Raw genomic sequence first — 25,003 nt, 5'->3', positions numbered from 1 at the left:
CGTAAAAAACCCGCCCCTGACAGGCGGGAAGAACGGCAACTAAACTGTCTCTCTTCGCCAATGGCGCCATAACTGCGTTGGCTGCGCTCGTTCACCCGAATCACTTACTAATGTAAGCTCATCGGGATTCGCTCGCTTGCCGCCTTGTTCTGACGTCATTGGCTTTGAGATACTTTTCCTTATTTACACTCTCTCAATTAATTTACACCCTCTCAAACACTGTCGCGATCCCCTGACCCAACCCGATACACATCGTTGCCAGACCAAACTGGGCATCTTTGCGTTCCATCAGGTTAATCAGCGTGGTACTGATACGCGCCCCGGAACAGCCCAGCGGGTGTCCGAGGGCGATCGCGCCGCCGTTGAGGTTAATCTTCTCGTCGATCTGATCCATCAGCCCCAGATCCTTAATGCACGGCAGGATCTGCGCGGCGAACGCTTCGTTCATCTCAAAGAGGTCGATATCACTTGCGCTCAGCCCCGCTTTTTTCAGCGCCAGTTTTGACGCCGGAACCGGACCGTAGCCCATGATGGATGGATCGCAGCCCACGACCGCCATCGAACGCACGCGGGCGCGTGGCGTCAGGCCTAATTCGCGGGCGCGGCTTTCGCTCATCACCAGCATCGCGGCGGCACCGTCGGACAGGGCAGACGAGGTGCCCGCCGTTACCGTACCGGTGACCGGATCAAACGCCGGACGCAGGGTGGAAAGCGCTTCAACGGTGGTTTCCGGGCGGATGACTTCGTCATAGCTGAACTGCTTCAGTACGCCGTCTGCGTCGTGACCGCCGGTCGGGATGATCTCATTCTTAAAGGCACCAGACTGCGTGGCGGCCCAGGCGCGGGCATGCGAGCGAGCGGCAAAGGCATCCTGCATCTCACGGCTGATGCCGTGCAGACGGGAGAGCATCTCGGCGGTCAGGCCCATCATACCGGCGGCTTTCGCCACGTTGCGGCTCATACCTGGATGGAAATCGACCCCGTGGCTCATCGGCACGTGGCCCATGTGCTCCACGCCGCCCACCAGACAGGCCTGCGCATCGCCGGTCATGATCATCCGCGCCGCGTCGTGCAGCGCCTGCATCGACGAACCGCAAAGACGGTTGACGGTGACCGCCGGAACCGAATGCGGGATCTCCGCCAGCAGAGACGCGTTACGGGCAATGTTGAAGCCCTGCTCCAGCGTCTGCTGGACGCAGCCCCAGTAGATATCGTCCAGCGCAGCAGGGTACAGCGCCGGGTTACGCGCCAGCAGGCTACGCATCAGGTGCGCGGAGAGGTCTTCCGCGCGCACGTTACGGAACGCACCGCCTTTTGAACGGCCCATCGGGGTGCGAATCGCATCAACAATGACAACCTTTTCCATTGTGACTCCTTAAGCCGTTTTCAGCGCGCCAACCGGACGGGCTGGCTCAACTGCTGGGTAGTAGGGTTCGTTATGACGCGCTTTGTTACGCAGACCTTCCGGCACCTCATAAAGCGGGCCGAGGTGCTGGTACTGCTGAGCCATATCGAGATAGCGAGCGCTGCCGAGCGTATCCAGCCAGCGGAACGCGCCGCCGTGGAACGGAGGGAAGCCGAGGCCGTACACCAGCGCCATATCCGCTTCTGCCGGGCTGGCGATAATGCCTTCTTCGAGGCAGCGCACCACTTCGTTGATCATCGGGATCATCATCCGGGCGATGATCTCGTCGTCAGTGAAGTCGCGTTTCGGCTGACTGACGTCGGCCAGCAGGCCATCCACCGCCGCATCTTCTTCTTTTTTCGGTTTGCCTTTGCTGTCTTCTTTATAGCGCCAGAAGCCCAGACCGTTTTTCTGACCAAAGCGGTTGGCGTCGAACAGGGCGTCAATGGCGTCGCGATAGTCTTTCTGCATGCGCTGCGGGAAGCCCGCCGCCATCACCGCCTGAGCGTGATGGGCAGTATCGATGCCGACAACGTCCAGCAGATACGCCGGGCCCATCGGCCAGCCGAACTGTTTTTCCATCACTTTATCGATTTTGCGGAAGTCTGCGCCGTCGCGCAGCAGCTGGCTGAAGCCGGCGAAGTAAGGGAACAACACGCGGTTAACGAAGAAGCCCGGGCAGTCGTTAACGACGATCGGCGTTTTGCCCATCTTGCTCGCCCACGCCACCACTTTGGCGATGGTTTCGTCGGAGGTTTTCTCCCCACGGATCACTTCGACCAGCGGCATGCGGTGCACCGGGTTAAAGAAGTGCATCCCGCAGAAGTTTTCCGGACGCTTCAGCACGCTCGCCAGTTCGCTGATAGGAATGGTGGAGGTGTTAGAGGCCAGCACGGTTTCCGGACGCACCTTGTCTTCGGTTTCGGCCAGCACCGCTTTTTTCACTTTCGGGTTCTCGACGACCGCTTCAACCACCACGTCCACACGGTCGAAACCGCTGTATTCCAGCACTGGCTGGATGGTGGAGATCACGCCTGCAAGCTTCAGACCATCAATTTTGCCGCGCTCAAGCTGTTTATTCAGCAGCTTGGCCGCTTCGGTCATGCCCAGCGTCAGGGATTTCTCGTTGATGTCCTTCATCACCACCGGCACGCCTTTCCAGGCAGACTGGTAGGCGATGCCGCCCCCCATAATGCCCGCGCCGAGTACCGCCGCGTGTTTTGGCGTTTCAACGTTTTTGGTGAGTTGTTTGGCTTTGCCCTTCACAAACTGATCGTTAAGGAAGATACCAACCAGCGCGCGGGCTTCGTTGGTGTGCGCCAGCGGGACAAAGCTCTGGTTTTCCAGCTTCAGGGCGTCATCACGGCCCAGACGGGCTGCCGCTTCAATGGTTTTCACCGCCGTGATCGGCGCCGGGTAGTGTTTACCCGCCGTCTGCATCACCATGCCTTTGGCGATAGTGAAGCTCATGGTGGCTTCAATCTTGCTGAGCTTTAACGGCTCCAGCTTCGGCTGACGTTTGGCTTTCCAGTCGAGGTCGCCGTTAATGGCCTGACGCAGAATGGCGAGTGCGCCTTCAACAAGCTTCTCAGGTTTTACAACGCCGTCGACCAGGCCAATTTTCTGCGCCTGTTCTGCGCCGACGTCTTTACCCGCGGCAATGATCTCCAGCGCGCTGTCGGCGCCCAGCATGCGCGGCATACGGACGGAGCCGCCAAAGCCCGGCATGATGCCCAGCTTGGTTTCCGGCAGGCCGATACGCAGGTCCGGGGTCGCCAGACGGTAATCAGTGGCTAACACGCATTCGCAGCCGCCGCCCAGCGCGTAACCGTTGACGGCAGAAAGGGTCGGGACAGGCAGATCTTCCAGACGATTAAAGACGCTGTTCGCGAAGTGCAGCCACTGGCTCAGCTGTTCTTCTGGCACCAGGAACAGCGACAGGAATTCGGTGATATCCGCGCCAACGATAAAGGCCGCTTTGTTGGAGCGCAGCAGCAGCCCTTTTAAATCTGATTGCTTTTCAAGTACATCCAGCGCCTGGCCAAGACTGGCCACCGTCGCGGTATCAAGCTTATTCACTGAGCCGGGGGCATCGAACACCAGTTCGGCAATGCCATCTTCCAGCCAGTCTACGTACAGGGTGTCGCCTTTGTAGAGCATGTCGGTCTCCTGAATCCAGCAATTGGATCTGGTCATACCAGATGAAACGGAGTGTGGAATTTATGTTAATAAAATGCAAATTAGTCATTAAGAAATTGCTGCGCTGATCACGGTCGGTGGAAATCACGCAGCCGGAGTGAGGTGTGCTAAGATGCGATGACTTGAGGTCAAAAAAACGAAAGGAAGAATGATGGACTCACTGGCTTCGCTTTATAAAAATCATATCGTTACCCTACAGGAACGTACCCGCGATGTACTGGCCCGCTTCAAGCTGGATGCCCTGCTGATCCACTCCGGCGAGCTGATGAATACTTTTCTTGATGACCATGCTTATCCCTTCAAGGTTAACCCGCAGTTTAAAGCCTGGGTGCCTGTCACGCAGGTTCCAAATTGCTGGCTGCTGGTGGATGGCGTGAACAAGCCGAAACTGTGGTTCTACCTGCCGGTCGATTACTGGCACAACGTGGAGCCGCTGCCGACCTCATTCTGGACCGAAGAAATTGACGTGATTGCGCTGCCAAAAGCAGACGGCATAGGCAGCCAGCTGCCAGCGGCGCGCGGCAACATCGGCTACATTGGTCCGGTTCCTGAGCGCGCGCTGGGTCTGGATATTCCGGCAGATAAACTCAACCCGAAAGGCGTGCTGGATTATCTGCACTACTATCGCGCCTACAAGACCGACTACGAACTTTACTGCATGCGTGAAGCGCAAAAAACGGCGGTGAATGGCCACCGTGCGGCGTACGAAGCGTTCCAGTCCGGTATGAGCGAGTTCGATATCAATCAGGCTTACCTGACGGCGACCGGCCACCGCGATACCGACGTGCCGTACAGCAACATCGTGGCGCTGAATGAACATGCCTCGGTTCTGCACTACACCAAACTGGATCATCAGGTTCCGGCTGAGATGCGTAGCTTCCTGCTGGACGCGGGGGCTGAGTACAATGGTTATGCGGCAGACCTGACCCGTACCTGGGCGGCGAATGCGGATACCGATTTTGCGCAATTGATTAAAGACGTGAACGACGAACAGCTGGCGCTGATTGGCACCATGAAGGCCGGAACCAGCTACGTGGATTATCACATCCAGTTCCATCAGCGCATTGCTAAACTGCTGCGTAAGCATCAGATTATCAAAGACATGAGCGAAGAGGCGATGGTTGAGAACGATTTGACCGGGCCATTTATGCCGCATGGTATCGGCCACCCGCTGGGTTTGCAGGTTCATGACGTCGCGGGCTTTATGCAGGATGATACCGGCACGCACCTGGCGGCACCGTCTAAATATCCTTATCTGCGCTGCACCCGCGTTCTGGCGCCGCGTATGGTATTGACCATCGAGCCGGGCATCTACTTTATTGAATCCCTGCTGGCGCCGTGGCGCGTAGGGCAATTCAGCAAGCACTTCAACTGGGAGAAAATTGAAGCGCTGAAGCCTTATGGCGGCATTCGTATCGAGGATAACGTGGTTATTCACGAGAACAGCATTGAGAACATGACGCGAGATTTGAAGCTGGCCTGATGGAAAGCTGGCTGATACCGGCCGAGCCGGTCACCTTTGTTGAGGAAATCAAAAAAAGCCGCTTTATCACGCTGTTGGCGCATACCGACGGCGTGGAGGCGGCGAAGGCGTTCGTCGAGTCCGTCCGCGCGCAGCACCCGGATGCCCGCCATCACTGTGTGGCGTGGGTCGCAGGGCCGCCAGACGACTCACAGCAGCTCGGATTTACTGACGACGGTGAACCGGCGGGTACGGCCGGAAAACCGATGCTCTCCCAGTTGATGGGCAGCGGCGTGGGTGAAATCACCGCCGTCGTGGTCCGCTACTACGGGGGCATTTTGTTAGGCACCGGAGGGCTGGTTAAAGCCTACGGAGGTGGTGTCCAGCAGGCGCTTAATCTTCTGATAACAACCCGCAAAACGCCACTTACGGAATATACTTTGTTATGCGATTACGCCCAGCTATCGGGTATCGAAGCACTGCTTAAACAGTTTAACGGTGTCATCGCACAGAGTGATTATCAGGCAATGGTGCAATTACGCGTGGCGCTTCCTCAGGCGGAACTGGCTGCTTTTTCAGCAAAACTCGCTGATTTTAGTCGCGGTTCATTGCAATTACTGCCGATTGAAGAATAATCCCCACCTCACAATTTTGAATACCTAAGGAAGCGGCAGAGATGCATTTTCGTGCCATTACCCGAATCGTTGGATTGCTGGTCATACTTTTCTCCGGGACAATGATCATTCCCGGACTGGTGGCGCTCATCTACCGGGACGGCGCGGGGCGTGCATTTACGCAAACCTTTTTTGTCGCGCTGACGATTGGCTCCCTGCTGTGGTGGCCAAACCGCCGTGAGAAAGGTGAACTGAAATCCCGGGAGGGGTTTCTGATTGTGGTCCTGTTCTGGACGGTACTGGGAAGCGTGGGTGCGCTGCCGTTTATCTTCTCCGAACAACCGAATCTCACCGTCACGGATGCGTTTTTTGAATCGTTCTCCGGATTAACGACCACCGGGGCCACCACGCTTGTGGGGCTGGATTCGCTCCCGCATGCGATTCTCTTTTACCGGCAGATGCTTCAGTGGTTCGGCGGTATGGGGATCATTGTCCTGGCGGTGGCTATCCTGCCGATTCTGGGCGTCGGGGGGATGCAGCTTTACCGGGCGGAGATGCCCGGCCCGCTGAAAGATAACAAAATGCGCCCGCGTATTGCGGAGACGGCGAAAACCCTGTGGCTTATCTATGTCCTGCTGACGGTGGCCTGCGCGCTGGCGCTGTGGTTTGCCGGGATGCCTGCGTTTGATGCCATCGGGCACAGCTTTGCGACTATTGCTATCGGCGGGTTCTCCACCCACGATGCCAGCGTCGGCTACTTCGACAGCCCGACAATCAATACCATCATTGCCATCTTTTTGCTGATCTCAGGCTGTAACTACGGTCTACACTTCTCGTTGCTTAGCGGACGGAGCCTGAAGGTGTACTGGCGCGACCCGGAATTCCGGATGTTTATTGGCGTCCAGCTGACTCTGGTGATCATCTGTACCCTGGTACTGTGGTTCCACGATGTCTATAACTCGGCGGTCACGACCCTGAACCAGGCCTTCTTCCAGGTGGTATCGATGGCAACAACCGCCGGTTTCACCACGGACAGTATTGCGCGTTGGCCGCTGTTCCTGCCGGTGCTGCTGTTGTGCTCTGCGTTTATCGGCGGCTGTGCCGGGTCAACGGGCGGCGGTCTGAAGGTGATCCGTATTCTGCTGCTGTTCAAGCAGGGGAACCGTGAGCTGAAACGTCTGGTCCACCCGAATGCGGTTTACAGTATTAAGCTGGGGAACCGCGCGCTGCCGGAACGCATCCTCGAAGCGGTGTGGGGATTCTTCTCCGCTTATGCACTGGTCTTTATTGTCAGTATGCTGGCGATTATCGCCACGGGCGTGGATGATTTCTCTGCCTTCGCCTCTGTGGTGGCAACGTTAAACAACCTGGGGCCGGGGCTGGGCGTCGTGGCGGATAACTTCGCCAGTATGAACCCGGTGGCGAAGTGGATCTTAATCGCCAATATGCTGTTTGGGCGTCTTGAGGTCTTTACGCTGCTGGTGCTGTTTACCCCAACATTCTGGCGTGAGTAAGGAGACATTGGTGAAAACGTTAATTCTTTTCTCAACGCGTGACGGACAAACGCGTGAGATTGCTTCATATCTGGCTTCTGAACTCAAAGAGCTGGGCATTTATTCTGATGTGGTGAACCTGAATCGCACAGAGCAGATTGCCTGGCAGGATTACGACCGCGTGGTCATTGGCGCTTCAATTCGTTACGGCCATTTCCATCCGGCGCTGGATCGCTTTGTGAAAAAGCATACGGCGGAACTCGCTCAGCTGCCTGGCGCGTTTTACTCGGTCAACCTGGTTGCCCGTAAAGCAGAGAAGCGTACGCCGCAGACTAACAGCTATACGCGTAAGTTTTTGCTGAGTTCGCCATGGCAGCCCAATATCTGTTCTGTCTTTGCTGGCGCGCTGCGTTACCCGCGTTACCGCTGGTACGACCGCTTTATGATCCGCCTGATCATGAAAATGACGGGCGGGGAAACGGATACGCGTAAAGAAGTGGTTTATACCGACTGGGCTCAGGTCGCCAGTTTTGCCCGTGAAATTGCGCATTTGACGGACGATGCGCGGGTTTAATAAGCGTTGAGTTTGAAAAATGAGCGAACGAAAAGTTTTTTGTATTTAGTGCTTGTCACTTCAGAAGAACTCCCTATAATGCGCCTCCACTGACACGGAACAACGGCACGCAAGCCGCCGGGTCAGCAGAGAAAAGCAAAACAAACGCTTGACTCTGAAGCGGGAAAGCGTAATATGCACACCCCGCGCCGCAGCGAAAACGAAGCGGCACTGCTCTTTAACAATTTATCAGACAATCTGTGTGGGCACTCAAAGTGACATGGATTCTTAACGTCCTCGGACGAAAAATGAATACCAAGTCTCAACGAGTGAACACGTAATTCATTACGAAGTTTAATTCATTGAGCATCAAACTTTTAAATTGAAGAGTTTGATCATGGCTCAGATTGAACGCTGGCGGCAGGCCTAACACATGCAAGTCGAACGGTAACAGGAAGCAGCTTGCTGCTTCGCTGACGAGTGGCGGACGGGTGAGTAATGTCTGGGAAACTGCCTGATGGAGGGGGATAACTACTGGAAACGGTAGCTAATACCGCATAACGTCGCAAGACCAAAGAGGGGGACCTTCGGGCCTCTTGCCATCGGATGTGCCCAGATGGGATTAGCTAGTAGGTGGGGTAACGGCTCACCTAGGCGACGATCCCTAGCTGGTCTGAGAGGATGACCAGCCACACTGGAACTGAGACACGGTCCAGACTCCTACGGGAGGCAGCAGTGGGGAATATTGCACAATGGGCGCAAGCCTGATGCAGCCATGCCGCGTGTATGAAGAAGGCCTTCGGGTTGTAAAGTACTTTCAGCGGGGAGGAAGGCGATAAGGTTAATAACCTTGTCGATTGACGTTACCCGCAGAAGAAGCACCGGCTAACTCCGTGCCAGCAGCCGCGGTAATACGGAGGGTGCAAGCGTTAATCGGAATTACTGGGCGTAAAGCGCACGCAGGCGGTCTGTCAAGTCGGATGTGAAATCCCCGGGCTCAACCTGGGAACTGCATTCGAAACTGGCAGGCTAGAGTCTTGTAGAGGGGGGTAGAATTCCAGGTGTAGCGGTGAAATGCGTAGAGATCTGGAGGAATACCGGTGGCGAAGGCGGCCCCCTGGACAAAGACTGACGCTCAGGTGCGAAAGCGTGGGGAGCAAACAGGATTAGATACCCTGGTAGTCCACGCCGTAAACGATGTCGACTTGGAGGTTGTGCCCTTGAGGCGTGGCTTCCGGAGCTAACGCGTTAAGTCGACCGCCTGGGGAGTACGGCCGCAAGGTTAAAACTCAAATGAATTGACGGGGGCCCGCACAAGCGGTGGAGCATGTGGTTTAATTCGATGCAACGCGAAGAACCTTACCTACTCTTGACATCCAGAGAACTTAGCAGAGATGCTTTGGTGCCTTCGGGAACTCTGAGACAGGTGCTGCATGGCTGTCGTCAGCTCGTGTTGTGAAATGTTGGGTTAAGTCCCGCAACGAGCGCAACCCTTATCCTTTGTTGCCAGCGGTTAGGCCGGGAACTCAAAGGAGACTGCCAGTGATAAACTGGAGGAAGGTGGGGATGACGTCAAGTCATCATGGCCCTTACGAGTAGGGCTACACACGTGCTACAATGGCGCATACAAAGAGAAGCGACCTCGCGAGAGCAAGCGGACCTCATAAAGTGCGTCGTAGTCCGGATTGGAGTCTGCAACTCGACTCCATGAAGTCGGAATCGCTAGTAATCGTGGATCAGAATGCCACGGTGAATACGTTCCCGGGCCTTGTACACACCGCCCGTCACACCATGGGAGTGGGTTGCAAAAGAAGTAGGTAGCTTAACCTTCGGGAGGGCGCTTACCACTTTGTGATTCATGACTGGGGTGAAGTCGTAACAAGGTAACCGTAGGGGAACCTGCGGTTGGATCACCTCCTTACCTTAAAGAACCTGCCTTTGTAGTGTCCACACAGATTGTCTGATGAAAAACAGCAGTAAAAAACCTCTACAGGCTTGTAGCTCAGGTGGTTAGAGCGCACCCCTGATAAGGGTGAGGTCGGTGGTTCAAGTCCACTCAGGCCTACCAAATTTTTGCTGATGCTGCGTTGCGGCGACACTCACATACCTGAGTATGCTTCGTGTCACCACGCCTTGCCTCAACAAAAATTACCGGTACAGAGGTGACTACGATGGGGCTATAGCTCAGCTGGGAGAGCGCCTGCCTTGCACGCAGGAGGTCTGCGGTTCGATCCCGCATAGCTCCACCATCTTTTACTGCGAACACAAGAAAACTTCAGAGTGAACCTGAAAAGGTGCACTGCGAAGTTTTGCTCTTTAAAAATCTGGATCAAGCTGAAAATTGAAACGACACACAGCTCATGTGTGTTCGAGTCTCTCAAATTTTCGCAAGTCGATGATGAATCGAAAGAAACATCTTCGGGTTGTGAGGTTAAGCGACTAAGCGTACACGGTGGATGCCCTGGCAGTCAGAGGCGATGAAGGACGTGCTAATCTGCGAAAAGCGCCGGCGAGGTGATATGAACCCTTGACCCGGCGATGTCCGAATGGGGAAACCCAGTGTGTTTCGACACACTATCGTTAACTGAATACATAGGTTAACGAGGCGAACCGGGGGAACTGAAACATCTAAGTACCCCGAGGAAAAGAAATCAACCGAGATTCCCCCAGTAGCGGCGAGCGAACGGGGAGCAGCCCGGAGTCTGAATCAGCTTGTGTGTTAGTGGAACGGTCTGGAAAGTCCGACGGTACAGGGTGATAGTCCCGTACACGAAAATGCACAGGTTGTGAACTCGAAGAGTAGGGCGGGACACGTGGTATCCTGTCTGAATATGGGGGGACCATCCTCCAAGGCTAAATACTCCTGACTGACCGATAGTGAACCAGTACCGTGAGGGAAAGGCGAAAAGAACCCCGGCGAGGGGAGTGAAAAAGAACCTGAAACCGTGTACGTACAAGCAGTGGGAGCACCTTCGGGTGTGACTGCGTACCTTTTGTATAATGGGTCAGCGACTTATATTCTGTAGCAAGGTTAACCGTATAGGGGAGCCGAAGGGAAACCGAGTCTTAACTGGGCGTTAAGTTGCAGGGTATAGACCCGAAACCCGGTGATCTAGCCATGGGCAGGTTGAAGGTTGGGTAACACTAACTGGAGGACCGAACCGACTAATGTTGAAAAATTAGCGGATGACCTGTGGCTGGGGGTGAAAGGCCAATCAAACCGGGAGATAGCTGGTTCTCCCCGAAAGCTATTTAGGTAGCGCCTCGTGAACTCATCTTCGGGGGTAGAGCACTGTTTCGGCTAGGGGGCCATCCCGGCTTACCAACCCGATGCAAACTACGAATACCGAAGAATGTTATCACGGGAGACACACGGCGGGTGCTAACGTCCGTCGTGAAGAGGGAAACAACCCAGACCGCCAGCTAAGGTCCCAAAGTCATGGTTAAGTGGGAAACGATGTGGGAAGGCACAGACAGCCAGGATGTTGGCTTAGAAGCAGCCATCATTTAAAGAAAGCGTAATAGCTCACTGGTCGAGTCGGCCTGCGCGGAAGATGTAACGGGGCTAAACCATGCACCGAAGCTGCGGCAGCGACGCTTATGCGTTGTTGGGTAGGGGAGCGTTCTGTAAGCCGTTGAAGGTGTGCTGTGAGGCATGCTGGAGGTATCAGAAGTGCGAATGCTGACATAAGTAACGATAAAGCGGGTGAAAAGCCCGCTCGCCGGAAGACCAAGGGTTCCTGTCCAACGTTAATCGGGGCAGGGTGAGTCGACCCCTAAGGCGAGGCCGAAAGGCGTAGTCGATGGGAAACAGGTTAATATTCCTGTACTTGGTGTTACTGCGAAGGGGGGACGGAGAAGGCTATGTCAGCCGGGCGACGGTTGTCCCGGTTTAAGCATGTAGGCGGAGGTTCCAGGTAAATCCGGTACCTTTTAACGCTGAGGTGTGATGACGAGGCACTACGGTGCTGAAGTGATAAATGCCCTGCTTCCAGGAAAAGCCTCTAAGCATCAGGTAACACGAAATCGTACCCCAAACCGACACAGGTGGTCAGGTAGAGAATACCAAGGCGCTTGAGAGAACTCGGGTGAAGGAACTAGGCAAAATGGTGCCGTAACTTCGGGAGAAGGCACGCTGATAGGTAGGTGAAGCCCCTGCGGGCGGAGCTGAAATCAGTCGAAGATACCAGCTGGCTGCAACTGTTTATTAAAAACACAGCACTGTGCAAACACGAAAGTGGACGTATACGGTGTGACGCCTGCCCGGTGCCGGAAGGTTAATTGATGGGGTTAGCGGCAACGCGAAGCTCTTGATCGAAGCCCCGGTAAACGGCGGCCGTAACTATAACGGTCCTAAGGTAGCGAAATTCCTTGTCGGGTAAGTTCCGACCTGCACGAATGGCGTAATGATGGCCAGGCTGTCTCCACCCGAGACTCAGTGAAATTGAACTCGCTGTGAAGATGCAGTGTACCCGCGGCAAGACGGAAAGACCCCGTGAACCTTTACTATAGCTTGACACTGAACACTGGTCCTTGATGTGTAGGATAGGTGGGAGGCTTTGAAGCGTGGACGCCAGTCTGCGTGGAGCCGCCCTTGAAATACCACCCTTTAATGGCTGGTGTTCTAACGTAGACCCGTGATCCGGGTTGCGGACAGTGTCTGGTGGGTAGTTTGACTGGGGCGGTCTCCTCCCAAAGAGTAACGGAGGAGCACGAAGGTTGGCTAATCCTGGTCGGACATCAGGAGGTTAGTGCAATGGCATAAGCCAGCTTGACTGCGAGCGTGACGGCGCGAGCAGGTGCGAAAGCAGGTCATAGTGATCCGGTGGTTCTGAATGGAAGGGCCATCGCTCAACGGATAAAAGGTACTCCGGGGATAACAGGCTGATACCGCCCAAGAGTTCATATCGACGGCGGTGTTTGGCACCTCGATGTCGGCTCATCACATCCTGGGGCTGAAGTAGGTCCCAAGGGTATGGCTGTTCGCCATTTAAAGTGGTACGCGAGCTGGGTTTAGAACGTCGTGAGACAGTTCGGTCCCTATCTGCCGTGGGCGCTGGAGAATTGAGGGGGGCTGCTCCTAGTACGAGAGGACCGGAGTGGACGCATCACTGGTGTTCGGGTTGTCATGCCAATGGCACTGCCCGGTAGCTAAATGCGGAAGAGATAAGTGCTGAAAGCATCTAAGCACGAAACTTGCCCCGAGATGAGTTCTCCCTGAGACCTTGAGTCTCCTGAAGGAACGTTAAAGACGATGACGTTGATAGGTCGGGTGTGTAAGCGCAGCGATGCGTTGAGCTAACCGATACTAATGAACCGTGAGGCTTAACCTTACAACGCCGAAGGTGTTTTGGCGAACGAGAGACAGACACGATTTTCAGCCTGATACAGATTAACAGAATTTGCCTGGCGGCTTTAGCGCGGTGGTCCCACCTGACCCCATGCCGAACTCAGAAGTGAAACGCCGTAGCGCCGATGGTAGTGTGGGGTCTCCCCATGTGAGAGTAGGGAACTGCCAGGCATCAAACAAGTGAAGAGGCCATCCGCAAGGATGGCCTTTTTGCGTTTCTACACCTGCTTCCTTTCCATAAACAAATCACCTATCCCCCCATATATACGGTAAACTATCCCGGTTTTTGCATCAGGATAGCGTCTATGAATCACTCCCTTAAGCCCTGGAATACCTTTGGTATTCAACGGAATGCTAATCAAATTGTACGTGCCGAAAGTGCTCAGCAGTTGCTGAATGCATGGCAAAACGCAACAGGAAACGGTGAACCCGTACTTATTCTGGGCGAAGGAAGTAATGTCCTGTTTCTCGATGATTTTGCGGGGACGGTAATCGTCAATCGCATCATGGGGATTGAGTGTAAAGAGAGCGCTGACAGCTGGCATTTACACGTGGGTGCTGGCGAGAACTGGCACCATCTGGTGCAATATACCCTTGAAAAAGGGATGCCCGGACTGGAAAACCTGGCCCTGATCCCGGGCTGTGCAGGATCATCTCCTATTCAAAACATCGGTGCCTACGGCATCGAACTGAAACACGTCTGCGAATATGTCGATTGCATCGAACTCGCGACCGGAACGGCGAAGCGCCTGACCGCAGAGCAGTGCCGCTTTGGTTATCGCGACAGCATTTTCAAGCACGATTATCAGGATCGTTTCGTCATTGTGGCCGTTGGTCTGCGCCTGGTGAAAGCCTGGAAACCCGTTCTGACTTACGGCGATCTGACCCGTCTTGACCCGGCTACCGTCACACCGCGTGAGGTATTTGATTCCGTATGCCACATGCGCATGACCAAGCTCCCGGACCCGAAAGTCAACGGAAATGCGGGCAGTTTCTTCAAAAACCCGGTGATCAGCAGCGAAAATGCAAAAGCATTTCTCGCTGGCTGGCCAACGGCCCCGCATTATCCTCAGGCGGATGGCAGCGTGAAGCTGGCCGCAGGCTGGCTTATCGATCAGTGTGAATTAAAAGGTACTACTCTTGGTGGCGCTGCTGTTCATCGTCAGCAGGCGCTGGTACTGATCAACCAGTCCAACGCGACAAGTGAGGATGTCGTCAACCTGGCGCACCATGTTCGTCAGCGCGTGGGCGAAAAATTCAACGTCTGGCTGGAGCCTGAAGTTCGCTTTATTGGCCGAACGGGCGAAGTGAATGCCGTGGAGACCATTGCGTGAAGGACAATACTATTCCGTTAACTCTCATCGGTATCCTTGCTGATGGCGAGTTTCATTCTGGCGAGCAGCTGGGCGAACAGCTGGGCATGAGCCGCGCTGCCATCAATAAACATATTCAAACGCTCCGCGACTGGGGCGTGGATGTGTTTACGGTGCCGGGAAAAGGCTACAGCCTGCCGGAACCGATCCAGTTACTGAATGAAGAGATCATCCGCAGCCAGATTGGGCACGGTAACGTCGCGGTATTGCCGGTCATTGATTCGACGAACCAGTATCTGCTGGATCGCCTGAGCGAGCTGAAATCCGGTGATGCCTGCGTTGCCGAGTACCAACAGGCAGGACGTGGCCGCCGGGGGCGTAAGTGGTTCTCACCATTTGGCGCCAACCTCTACCTTTCCATGTACTGGAGGCTTGAACAGGGGCCAGCTGCGGCCATCGGGCTGAGCCTGGTCATCGGCATTGTGATGGCAGAGGTGCTGCACGATCTGGGTGCCGATCAGGTGCGGGTAAAATGGCCCAACGATCTGTATCTCAACGATCGGAAGCTGGCGGGGATCCTGGTCGAACTGACGGGAAAAACAGGCGATGCCGCACAGATCGTTATTGGAGCGGGGCTGAACATGGTGATGCGAAACGTGCAGAACGATGTCGTGAACCAGGCCTGGACCAACCTACAGGAAGCGGGGATCACCATCGATCGCAATACGCTTGCCGTCCGCATGATCAATGAGTTGCGTAGTTCGCTGACGCTCTTTGAACAGGAGGGGTTAGCGCCATTCCTGTCCCGCTGGGAAAAGCTGGATAACTTTATTAACCGACCGGTGAAGCTGCTGATTGGGGATAAAGAGATTTACGGCACATCACGCGGCATTGATGCGCAGGGTGCGTTGCTTCTTGAACAGGATGGTGTGATTAAGCCCTGGGTGGGCGGTGAAATTTCGTTACGAAGTGCAGAGTAACCCTCTCCCCACAGGGGAGAGGGTGTAGCAGCTCATCACTGCGGATACGGCACCCAATCCCCGGCATTCAGTCGGACATAAGGCTTATTCTGATACTGGATCACCACCGCATTGGCGTTTTCCGATACCTCCGCCGTCTGCGGCAGCCCGCTGGTGAGCTGATCCCAGTTCACGCTATCTTCCACAAACAGCTTACCGTCTACTGCGCGAGCGACCAGTTCCGAGATAGCCAGATAGCTGCTTGGCTGGGTGATCTCAACTGGCGCTCCCTGATGCGGCGCCTTCATGCCAAAGAACTTAATCCCGGCCGGAACGTTAGTGATGGACGGGCTTGGGATATCGCGCAGACCAGACACCTGCATCCTGTCGCCTTTCAGCGCTCCCCCATGTTCCGGTACTACCACCACCATCACTTTGCGGCCTGATTTTTCCAGCTCGTTGAAGAACGCGTTCAGCTCGTCAAAGAACTTCTGCGCACGGGCCTTATAATCGGCCGTTTTACTCACGCCGGGATAATGGTTCCCGTCGTGCAGCGGCAGCGTGTTATAGAACGTCGCACTACGTGTCCCTTCCTCTTTGCCGACGGTATCTAACCAGCGCTGAAGCACGGCGGTATCGTCATACACCGGCGAGCCATCAAAGCCCAGCAACGTAACCGGCAGCCCTTTCTGGTCCATCAGCGGGGCCTGCATGCCACCCTGTTCACGTACTTCTTTCAGGAAGTTACCGAACTGACCGTTATGACCCATCATCAGGTGCTGGGTAAAGCCCAGTTTTGCCAGGTTATCAAACAGATAACACTGGTTAGCTGCCGGCTGGTAGAGGTTCTTATGCGAAGGCTGTCCGCAGCTGGCGCGCAGCAGGCGGATAGCCGCCGGGCCGCTGTACGACGTGGCCGAGTTGAAGTCCTTGAACTGAATATCGAAATGCGACCACAGCGGGTGCGACATCAAACCAGCCGCGTCAACGTCAGCCCAGGACAGAGAACAGATGTTAATGACCAGCAGCTCAAACGGCTGAGCATCGGCAGGCAGCGCGTCCGGGAATTTCGTCTGACGCTTATCTTCCGCAGCGTAAAAACTGGAGAGCCACGCGTTCAGGTTCGTGGATGTCGGCGGTGCAGTCTGCGCTGGAATATCCCCAACCACAGGCGTATCCCCTGCTGTCGCGACGGTCGCGGCGGCGGAACCGCCCGTGGTGGTCACGGTTGTCGTCGGCTGACCGGCTGGCCACAGCGAGAAGCTCGGGCCCGTCAGCGTCAGGACGTTAAGCCAGATCATAATCGCGACGACAAACACCGTCACCCGGATCCACTGAGACAGGAACAGCCAGGCGACCAGCAGGACAAATACCGCGCCAATCATCTGCCAGTTAATAAAGCGCTCAACCAGATCGAGCATATAGTCCGCACTGAAACCTGCGACCTGGGAGCCCTGGCTCATGATGCTTTCAGGGCCGGGCAGCCAGGTATCATGCCAGAACAGGGCGAAACCGATGGGGATAGCGACCCAGTGACGTATACGGTGCAGCCTGAGGTTCGGGATTGGCATCAGCAGGAATGCCATAAACACCAGGTTAAGCAGAGGGTGGAAATTAAGATAGCCTGCCCACAGCAGACCAAACTTCACCAGAAAGTAGAAATTCCAGCCGGACAGGCCGCGCCAGTATTGCCAGAGTGGCGATGGCGCCGAAGAGGTATAGGTAGAATTAGTCATGTTTTCGGTTTGCCTTGACGTTCGGAGCGCGACTCAGTGTTCCGGCGGGTTTAATATAGCGAGGTTTGACGAACAGTAATCTGACCGTATCGCGAATACGGCGCAGGGAATGGCGTGCATAGTAGCCAAGCGGCAAAAAAATCAGCGCGCACAGAACAACCAGTTGGATGATATCGCTGATATTCATAATGGCGCGCTCTCCTTGTTCTCATCCAGTAAGCGTAGCGGCTCAGGTACCCGACGCCAGACATGCCCGTCATGTTTCGCGTTCAGAACCGGTTTGGCACCGCTTGTCACAGGCAACGGTTTCGCCCACTTTTCAGGAGCCAGGGCACGCATCTGGACAAGCTCAGCGCTGATCAAATTATCTTCAAACCAGACCATGCGGTTCGAGAAGATATCCCCGGTAGGAAGCGGGAAGATATGGTTAAGCGCCGTATCCAGATCGTTCACCCGGCAGAAGGAGAGGAACAGCACCAGGCGGTTATCGCCAATGGTCATGATATCCCCGATACGGTTAGGGCGGCACAGAGTAAGCGCCTGCTCAACGCGAATACCCGGCACGGGGCGCAGGGCAACCATCACCCCTTTTCCGTCTGCCGGTAACAGCGTATTGCTCATCATGTTGCCCACCGCATCGCAGAAGGTGTCCCATTTCTGGTAGCCGCGCAGTTTCATCGGCTGCGTCATTGAAAGCAGGGTGCTGATATCTTCCGGAACATGTCGATTAAACTGCTGGCCCTGGATGCTTTCGATCAGCGTCAGACAGCGCGACAGGGGAGCATTCCACGGGATGACCATATTCGCGCCGCAGCCCAGTAATAAGCGCTCATCGGTGGCGCGCAGGCTGGTATTATTTTCACGCACCACAATTTTTAACGCGCTGCCGCGCTGGCGACGTAATGTGTGAATGTGCCTTGCCAGCGTTTCGATTTGGTTATTCTGGATCAACGAGAAAATAATGGTCGCCGCCTGCGTGGTGCGCGCCTCATCAAATAAGGCTTCATTGGTATCGAACAGTGACCAGTGCTCAGACAGTGCAGGCGCACCTTCCAGTACCGCAATATGGCTCAGAACGCGTTTTTCATCACTGCGTGGCTGAACTACCGTCTCTTCCTGTTGAGCAAGATGCCACTCATCCCCGACATGTTTGAGGGTAAGTTGTTGTCGGGAGCTCACCCCTTTTTCATTGCACCAGAAAGCCACGTCGTAAAGATGGCTGTCGGTCTGGACACGAATACTGGCCAGGCCATAGAGAGAACGGTATTCACTCATTAAAAGTGAAAAAAGCTTGTCATTATTACTGCCTGGGTTAACAACCAATAAGGTGCAATTTTGATTTTTTGCCCATCTGTTGATTCTTTCCAGCCATTTCAGCAGTTTTTCAGAGGGGATATTTTGCAGGCCGTTATTAGAGCATTTTAGAATCAGTAAATAGTGTTCAGGAACAATAGAACACTGAATATCGCGGGGTAAAAAGTATAGACTGTCAGCCTCCGCAGGCATGGAAAATAATCGTACTGTCTGGGGTCCACGGTCACTGTCGAGCCTGATGATTGACTTTGGCTCATCGCCCATCGTAATTATGGCCACGCGGGAATCCTTCCCCTGCGCCGCTATCGTCTGGTTTACCAGACTGATGGCATCTTCATTACGATCCGTATTAACCCACCAGACTCCTCCGACTGGCATGTGGCGCAATTCGTCCCATAATGACTGGATGCCAATAGAAAATATGGAGTCCACGGTGTCCCTCTTTTCGTCGAATTTCTATGTCTCTCAGTTTACTAGCGAAAGCGTAGAAATAAACCTAACATTGAAATTAAAGAACATCAGATTTAGCATGTAAATGAAATTTAGTGGGCAGGACGCCTCGCTGCATCTGAATCTTATGATTTTACTCAAAGGGATGAAAAAAGAATGCAAAATAACGAACCCGCAACCCCAGTCGACTCAAGTCTGGGTTACACATTCCAGAACGATTTTTTGGCACTCACGCAGGCTTTTTCTTTGCCTGAAATAGATTACACCGATATTTCCCAGCGGGAACAGTTGGCGGCGGCTATTAAACGTTGGCCGTTATTAGCTGAGTTTGCCCAACAACAATAAGGAAGCCATTGATGGCTGTACTAGGATTACAGGGCGTCCGTGGTGGGGTGGGTACAACTTCCGTTACCGCGGCGCTGGCGTGGTCATTGCAGGTATTAGGTGAATCGGTACTGGTCATTGATGCCTGTTCCGATAATTTGCTGCGCATGTCATTCAATGTCGACTTTACGCATGCAAACGGCTGGGGACGTGCGCTTCTGGACGATAAAGACTGGCGGGATGCGGGTTTGCGTTATACCTCCCAGCTCGATTTGCTTCCCTTTGGTCAATTGACCGAAACCGAGCGCGGGAATGAAGCCGCGTACCAGCGCCTGTTCTCTCGCTTCATCACCGCATTGCAGAGCCTGAAAGAGAGCGGGCACTACCAGTGGATCCTGCTGGACCTGCCGCACGGTGCCGCGTCGTTGACCCGCCAGCTGCTGGCGCAGTGCGACCATGTGCTCTCCATCGCGAACGTAGATGCGAATTGTCATATCCGTCTGCATCAGCAGCCGATGCCTGCCAATGCCCATATTCTGATCAACGATCTGCGCATTGGCAGCCAGATCCAGGACGATCTCTACCAGGTCTGGCTCCAGAGTCAGCGCCGCCTGTTGCCGATGGTGATCCATCGTGACGAAGCGATGGCGGAGTGCCTCGCGTCCAAACAACCCCTCGGGGAGTACCGTAGCGATTCACTGGCGGCGGAAGAGATCCTGACGCTGGCCAACTGGTGTCTGCTGCACTTTGCTAAACGGCCGGAGCCTGCCGGGAGTTCAGTATGAGCCGCCTGACTAACTGGCTGCTCATTCCGCCGGTCAGTTCGCGCTTAAGTGAACGCTACCGCCATTACCGTTATCACGGCGCCTCGTCGCTGAGCGCAGCGCTGGGCTGTTTGTGGATGATTCTGGCGTGGATGTTCATCCCCCTCGAGCATCCCCGCTGGCAACGCATTCGCGCGCGCCACGGTGAACTCTATCCGCATATCAACCCTGACAAGCCGCGTCCGCTGGATCCCGCGCGCTACGCTATTCAGTCCATCTGGCTACTGGCGACCTCAACGGGCGCGGAGAAAAAAACGTCCCGCTGGCGCAGCTTCGATCGTGTGCAGAACCTGCGTGAACACTACCACCAGTGGCTTGACCGGCTACCCGACCGGGTGGGCGACAAAACGGGTCATTTAGATAACCAAAAAGAGCTCGGGCACCTACACCCGGGCTTGCGGCGTTTTATTCTCGGCGTGGTTGTGGTGTTTTCGCTGATTCTTGCGCTGGTCTGTATTACCCAGCCTTTCAACCCGCTGGCGCAGTTCACCTTCCTGATCCTGCTGTGGGGCGTGGCGCTGCTGGTGCGGCGCATACCAGGGCGTTTTTCTGCCCTGATGCTGATTGTGCTATCGCTGACCGTTTCCTGCCGCTACATCTGGTGGCGATATACCTCAACGCTGAACTGGGACGATCCGGTCAGCCTGGTGTGCGGCTTAGTCCTGCTGTTTGCTGAGACTTACGCCTGGATCGTGCTGGTGGTGGGTTACTTCCAGGTTATCTGGCCGCTGAATCGACAGCCGGTGCCGCTGCCAAAAGACACGACCCAGTGGCCTACGGTGGACCTCTTCGTGCCGACCTACAACGAAGACCTGTCGGTGGTAAAAAACACCATTTACGCCGCGCTGGGTATCGACTGGCCGAAGGATAAAATCAAAATCTGGATCCTCGATGACGGTGGCCGCGCCGAGTTCCGCCAGTTCGCGGACGAAGTGGGGGTAGAGTACATCGCCCGTACCACGCATGAACACGCGAAAGCCGGTAACATCAACAATGCGCTGAAATATGCCAAAGGGGAGTTCGTCTCTATTTTCGACTGCGACCACGTGCCAACGCGCTCGTTCCTGCAAATGACCATGGGCTGGTTCCTGAAGGAGAAAGAGCTTGCGATGATGCAGACGCCGCACCACTTCTTCTCACCGGACCCGTTTGAACGTAACCTCGGTCGTTTTCGTAAAACCCCGAACGAGGGCACGCTGTTCTATGGCCTGGTGCAGGACGGGAACGACATGTGGGACGCCACGTTCTTCTGCGGCTCCTGTGCGGTGATCCGCCGGAAACCGCTGGATGAAATTGGCGGGATCGCCGTCGAGACGGTCACGGAAGATGCGCACACCTCGCTGCGTCTGCACCGTCTTGGCTATACCTCGGCCTACATGCGTATTCCTCAGGCGGCGGGGTTGGCCACGGAATCCCTGTCGGCGCACATCGGCCAGCGTATTCGCTGGGCCCGCGGCATGGTGCAAATTTTCAGGCTCGATAACCCGCTGATGGGTAAAGGGCTGAAGCTGGCGCAACGGCTGTGCTACGTCAACGCCATGTTCCACTTCCTGTCGGGTATTCCACGGCTTATCTTTCTCACAGCGCCGCTGGCGTTCCTGCTCCTTCACGCTTACATCATCTATGCGCCTGCGCTGATGATTGCCCTGTTCGTTCTGCCGCACATGATCCACGCCAGCCTGACGAACTCGAAGATTCAGGGGAAATATCGGCACTCCTTCTGGAGTGAAATTTACGAAACGGTGCTGGCCTGGTACATCGCGCCGCCAACCATGGTGGCGCTGATTAACCCGCATAAAGGGAAATTCAACGTCACCGCGAAGGGCGGGCTGGTGGAAGAGGAGTATGTCGACTGGGTGATCTCCCGGCCCTATATCTTCCTGGTGCTGCTGAATATTGTGGGCGTGATTGTTGGGATCTGGCGCTACTTCTACGGCCCGGAAAACGAAATTCTGACGGTCTTCGTGAGTATGGCGTGGGTGTTTTATAACCTGATTATCCTCGGTGGCGCGGTGGCGGTATCGGTGGAGAGCAAGCAGGTTCGCCGCGCGCATCGCGTCGAAATCAGCATGCCAGCGGCCATTGCCCGCGACGATGGACATCTCTTCTCCTGTACCGTACATGACTTTTCGGATGGCGGTCTGGGTATCAAGATCAACGGTCAGGCGAAGGTGCTGGAGGGGCAGAAGGTCAACCTACTGCTTAAGCGCGGCCAGCAGGAGTATGTCTTCCCGACGCAGGTGGTGCGTGTGAGAGGAAATGAAGTGGGTCTGCAACTGATGCCGCTGACCAAAAAACAACACATTGATTTTGTGCAGTGTACGTTTGCCCGCGCGGATACGTGGGCTCTCTGGCAGGACAGCTTCCCTGAGGATAAGCCTCTGGAAAGCCTGCTGGATATTCTTAAGCTGGGGTTCCGTGGCTATCGTCACCTTGCAGAATTTGCCCCGTCGTCGGTGAAATTAATTTTCCGGTCACTTACTTCACTGGTTTCCTGGGTCGTGTCGTTCATTCCGCGTCGACCTGAGCGAGATGAAGCGAAGCAGGCGGACCCGGTTATGGCTCAACAATGATGATAACGCGATGAAAACAAAACTTTCCTGGTTATGTGCAGTGGCAATGGGGATGAGTGCGCTCCCTGCAACAGTGGCTAACGCGGCGCCTGATAACGCAGCGACCACGCCCGCGCCAACGGTGCCTGTCGTCGCGCAAGCGACCGATCCGGTTGTGACGGCCGCGCCGGGGCAGACGGAGAACGTTGTCCCGAATCAGCCGACGACGGGGAATACGCTGCCCGGCGACAACCCGGTGGTTGGGCAGGTCATGCCTGGCGTGCCGGGAGCCAGTGCGCCGGTGGTTGCCGAAAATACGCCGTCGCGTGACGTTAAGCTGACGTTTGCCCAGATCGCGCCTCCTCCGGGCAGCATGGTTCTGCGCGGCATCAACCCAAATGGCGGTATCGAATTCGGTATGCGCAGCGATGAAGTTGTGTCAAAAGCGATGCTCAACCTGGAATACACCCCATCGCCGTCGTTGCTGCCGGTGCAGTCCCAGCTTAAGGTCTATCTGAATGACGAGCTGATGGACGTCCTGCCCGTCACCAAAGAGCAACTGGGTAAGAAAACCCTGGCTCAGGTGCCGATTAATCCGCTGTTTATCACCGACTTTAACCGCGTGCGTCTGGAGTTTGTCGGCCACTACCGCGATGTCTGTGAAAACCCGGCCAGCAGCACCCTGTGGCTGGATGTCGGGCGTAACTCTTCGCTTCAGATGACCTATCAGCCGCTGGCGTTGAAAAACGATCTCTCCGCCTTCCCGGTGCCGTTCTTCGACCCGCGTGATAACCGTCCGCTGAATCTGCCGATGGTCTTTGCCGGCTCGCCGGATGTGACCGAACAGCTGGCGGCCTCTATCGTGGCATCCTGGTTTGGTTCCCGCTCCGGCTGGCGTGGTCAAAGTTTCCCGGTCATGTACGACAAAATGCCAGACAAAAACGCGATTGTGTTTGCCACCAACGCCAAACGCCCGGCATTCCTGCGTGACCATCCGGAGGTGAAAGCACCCACCATCGAGATGATCAGCCATCCGGACAATCCGTACGTGAAGCTGCTGGTGATCTTCGGCCGTGATGACAAAGATCTGGTGCAGGCGGCGAAGGGCATTGCGCAGGGAAATATCCTGTTCCGCGGTAACAGCGTTGTGGTGGATGAGGTGAAACCGCTGCTGGCGCGTAAGCCTTATGATGCGCCGAACTGGGTACGTACCGACCGGGCAATCACCTTTGGCGAGCTGAAAACCTATGAAGAGCAATTGCAGTCAACCGGGCTTGAACCTTCTCCTGTCAGCCTGTCGCTGAACCTGCCGCCGGATCTCTATCTGCTGCGCACCAACGGCATTGATATCAACCTGAACTACCGTTACACCGCGCCGGCAACCAAAGACAGCTCGCGCATGGATATCAGCCTCAACAACCAGTTCCTGCAATCGTTCAGCCTGACCAGCAGCCAGGAGACAAACCGGTTGATGCTTCGTCTGCCTGTATTGCAGGGGCTGCTGGATGGCAAAACCGATGTGTCGATCCCGGCGCTGAAGCTCGGTGCGGTGAACCAGCTGCGGTTTAACTTCCAGTATATGAACCCCATGCCGGGTGGATCGGTGGAAAACTGTATTACCTTCCAGCCGGTGCAAAACCACGTGGTGATTGGCGATGATTCCACGATCGACTTCTCGAAGTATTACCACTTTATCGCGATGCCGGATCTGCGTGCCTTTGCTAACGCCAGCTTCCCGTTCAGCCGCATGGCTGATCTCTCTGAATCGATTGTCGTGATGCCAAAAGCGGCCAACGAAGGTCAGGTTGCCACGCTGCTGGACACCATGGGCACCGTTGGGGCGCAAACCGGCTTGCCGGCTATCAACGTGACGGTGACGGATGACGGTAGTCAGATCCAGAACAAAGATGCCGATATCATGGTCATCGGCAACATTCCGGACAAGCTGAAAGACGAGAAGCGCGTCGATCTGCTGGTGCAGGCGGCTCAGTCATGGGTCAACACGCCGCTGCGTCAGACCGAGTTCCCGAGCATCATGCCGGACAGCGGCGATCGTCAGGCCAATATCAGGACGACCGTAAGTTCAACGGGTCCGATGGCCGCGATTGTCGGCTTCCAGTCGCCGTATAACGACCAGCGCAGCGTTATCGCCCTGCTGGCGGACAGCCCACGCGGCTATGAGCTGCTCAACACGGCCATGAACGACAGCGGTAAACGGGCAGCAATGTTCGGTTCCGTCTCGGTGATCCGTGAGTCGGGGGTAAACAGCCTGCGCGTGGGGGATGTCTACTACGTCGGTCATCTGCCGTGGTTCGAACGCCTGTGGTACGCCCTGTCTAACCACCCGGTGCTGCTGGCCGTGCTGGCTGCGCTCAGCGTCGTATTGCTGGCGTGGGTACTGTGGCGTCTGCTGCGAATCATCAGCCGTCGTCGTCTTAACCCGGACCATGAGTAA

The 25,003-nt window shown here is 55.4% G+C and carries 15 protein-coding genes, 2 tRNA genes and 3 rRNA genes; 15 read left to right on the top strand and 5 right to left on the bottom strand.

Annotated elements, in window-relative coordinates:
* Nucleotides 1-202: 202 nt before the first annotated feature.
* Nucleotides 203-1,366 carry an acetyl-CoA C-acyltransferase FadA gene (gene fadA / locus BFV63_RS21145; RefSeq protein WP_048241672.1) on the bottom strand — a complete coding sequence of 388 codons (1,164 nt, stop codon included), beginning with the start codon at nt 1,364-1,366 and terminating at the stop codon, nt 203-205.
* A gap of 9 nt (nt 1,367-1,375) precedes the next feature.
* Nucleotides 1,376-3,565, bottom strand: coding sequence for a fatty acid oxidation complex subunit alpha FadB (gene fadB / locus BFV63_RS21140; protein ID WP_023315008.1), 2,190 nt, complete (start codon nt 3,563-3,565; stop codon nt 1,376-1,378).
* Nucleotides 3,566-3,755: 190 nt separating this feature from the next.
* Between fadB and pepQ the strand changes: the two genes are divergently transcribed.
* The 11 genes from pepQ to birA all read left to right on the top strand — a co-directional run bounded on the left by pepQ (nt 3,756) and on the right by birA (nt 15,369).
* Complete coding sequence (pepQ, locus tag BFV63_RS21135; protein ID WP_048241674.1) at nt 3,756-5,087, top strand: Xaa-Pro dipeptidase; 1,332 nt, start codon at nt 3,756-3,758, stop codon at nt 5,085-5,087.
* Nucleotides 5,087-5,701: an IMPACT family protein gene (locus tag BFV63_RS21130; protein WP_048241676.1), complete on the top strand. Its 615-nt coding sequence runs from the start codon at nt 5,087-5,089 to the stop codon at nt 5,699-5,701. Before pepQ ends, BFV63_RS21130 begins: the two co-directional genes overlap by 1 nt.
* 41 nt (nt 5,702-5,742) lie before the next feature.
* The gene (gene trkH / locus BFV63_RS21125) at nt 5,743-7,194 is read left to right on the top strand and encodes a Trk system potassium transporter TrkH (protein ID WP_022649737.1); all 1,452 of its coding nucleotides are present in this window, start codon (nt 5,743-5,745) and stop codon (nt 7,192-7,194) included.
* A gap of 10 nt (nt 7,195-7,204) precedes the next feature.
* Complete coding sequence (hemG, locus tag BFV63_RS21120; protein WP_048241678.1) at nt 7,205-7,747, top strand: menaquinone-dependent protoporphyrinogen IX dehydrogenase; 543 nt, start codon at nt 7,205-7,207, stop codon at nt 7,745-7,747.
* Between the two features lie 358 nt (nt 7,748-8,105).
* Nucleotides 8,106-9,647, top strand: a 16S ribosomal RNA gene (locus tag BFV63_RS21115).
* 70 nt (nt 9,648-9,717) lie between these two features.
* Nucleotides 9,718-9,794 (top strand) — tRNA-Ile (locus BFV63_RS21110).
* Between the two features lie 105 nt (nt 9,795-9,899).
* Nucleotides 9,900-9,975: transfer RNA gene (locus BFV63_RS21105), tRNA-Ala, on the top strand.
* Between the two features lie 180 nt (nt 9,976-10,155).
* Nucleotides 10,156-13,059: ribosomal RNA gene (locus BFV63_RS21100) — 23S ribosomal RNA — on the top strand.
* 72 nt (nt 13,060-13,131) lie between these two features.
* A 5S ribosomal RNA gene (gene rrf / locus BFV63_RS21095) occupies nt 13,132-13,247 on the top strand.
* The 16S, 23S and 5S rRNA genes sit together here with 2 tRNA genes alongside, the layout of an rRNA operon.
* A 134-nt stretch (nt 13,248-13,381) precedes the next feature.
* Nucleotides 13,382-14,410 (top strand): UDP-N-acetylmuramate dehydrogenase, encoded by a 1,029-nt coding sequence (gene murB / locus BFV63_RS21090; protein ID WP_048241679.1) that lies wholly within the window; start codon nt 13,382-13,384, stop codon nt 14,408-14,410.
* Complete coding sequence (gene birA / locus BFV63_RS21085; protein ID WP_003861169.1) at nt 14,407-15,369, top strand: bifunctional biotin--[acetyl-CoA-carboxylase] ligase/biotin operon repressor BirA; 963 nt, start codon at nt 14,407-14,409, stop codon at nt 15,367-15,369. Before murB ends, birA begins: the two co-directional genes overlap by 4 nt.
* Nucleotides 15,370-15,404: 35 nt before the next feature.
* Here the strand turns inward: birA and bcsG are convergent, their stop codons facing one another.
* From bcsG to bcsE, 3 genes are read right to left on the bottom strand one after another with little or no spacing between them, the layout of a single operon-like run.
* On the bottom strand, nt 15,405-17,084 hold the full coding sequence (bcsG, locus tag BFV63_RS21080) for a cellulose biosynthesis protein BcsG (protein ID WP_023315007.1): 1,680 nt from the start codon (nt 17,082-17,084) through the stop codon (nt 15,405-15,407).
* Complete coding sequence (gene bcsF / locus BFV63_RS21075; protein WP_003861172.1) at nt 17,077-17,271, bottom strand: cellulose biosynthesis protein BcsF; 195 nt, start codon at nt 17,269-17,271, stop codon at nt 17,077-17,079. Before bcsF ends, bcsG begins: the two co-directional genes overlap by 8 nt.
* Nucleotides 17,268-18,830, bottom strand: a complete 1,563-nt coding sequence (gene bcsE, locus BFV63_RS21070; RefSeq protein ID WP_048241681.1) for a cellulose biosynthesis c-di-GMP-binding protein BcsE — start codon at nt 18,828-18,830, stop codon at nt 17,268-17,270. The genes bcsF and bcsE overlap by 4 nt, the downstream gene beginning before the upstream one ends.
* Before the next feature lie 174 nt (nt 18,831-19,004).
* Between bcsE and bcsR the strand changes: the two genes are divergently transcribed.
* From bcsR to bcsB, 4 genes are read left to right on the top strand one after another with little or no spacing between them, the layout of a single operon-like run.
* Complete coding sequence (bcsR, locus tag BFV63_RS21065; protein WP_003861175.1) at nt 19,005-19,193, top strand: cellulose biosynthesis protein BcsR; 189 nt, start codon at nt 19,005-19,007, stop codon at nt 19,191-19,193.
* Nucleotides 19,194-19,204: 11 nt separating this feature from the next.
* Nucleotides 19,205-19,957: a cellulose biosynthesis protein BcsQ gene (gene bcsQ, locus BFV63_RS21060; protein WP_003861177.1), complete on the top strand. Its 753-nt coding sequence runs from the start codon at nt 19,205-19,207 to the stop codon at nt 19,955-19,957.
* A complete protein-coding gene (gene bcsA / locus BFV63_RS21055; RefSeq protein ID WP_048241683.1) occupies nt 19,954-22,569 on the top strand; it encodes a UDP-forming cellulose synthase catalytic subunit in 2,616 nt (871 codons plus the stop codon). The genes bcsQ and bcsA overlap by 4 nt, the downstream gene beginning before the upstream one ends.
* 10 nt (nt 22,570-22,579) lie before the next feature.
* The gene (gene bcsB / locus BFV63_RS21050) at nt 22,580-25,003 is read left to right on the top strand and encodes a cellulose biosynthesis cyclic di-GMP-binding regulatory protein BcsB (protein WP_057979983.1); all 2,424 of its coding nucleotides are present in this window, start codon (nt 22,580-22,582) and stop codon (nt 25,001-25,003) included.

The sequence above is a fragment of the Enterobacter hormaechei subsp. xiangfangensis genome, assembly GCF_001729785.1.
Classification (GTDB): domain Bacteria; phylum Pseudomonadota; class Gammaproteobacteria; order Enterobacterales; family Enterobacteriaceae; genus Enterobacter; species Enterobacter hormaechei_C.
This window is presented reverse-complemented; position numbering and strand designations above follow the sequence as displayed.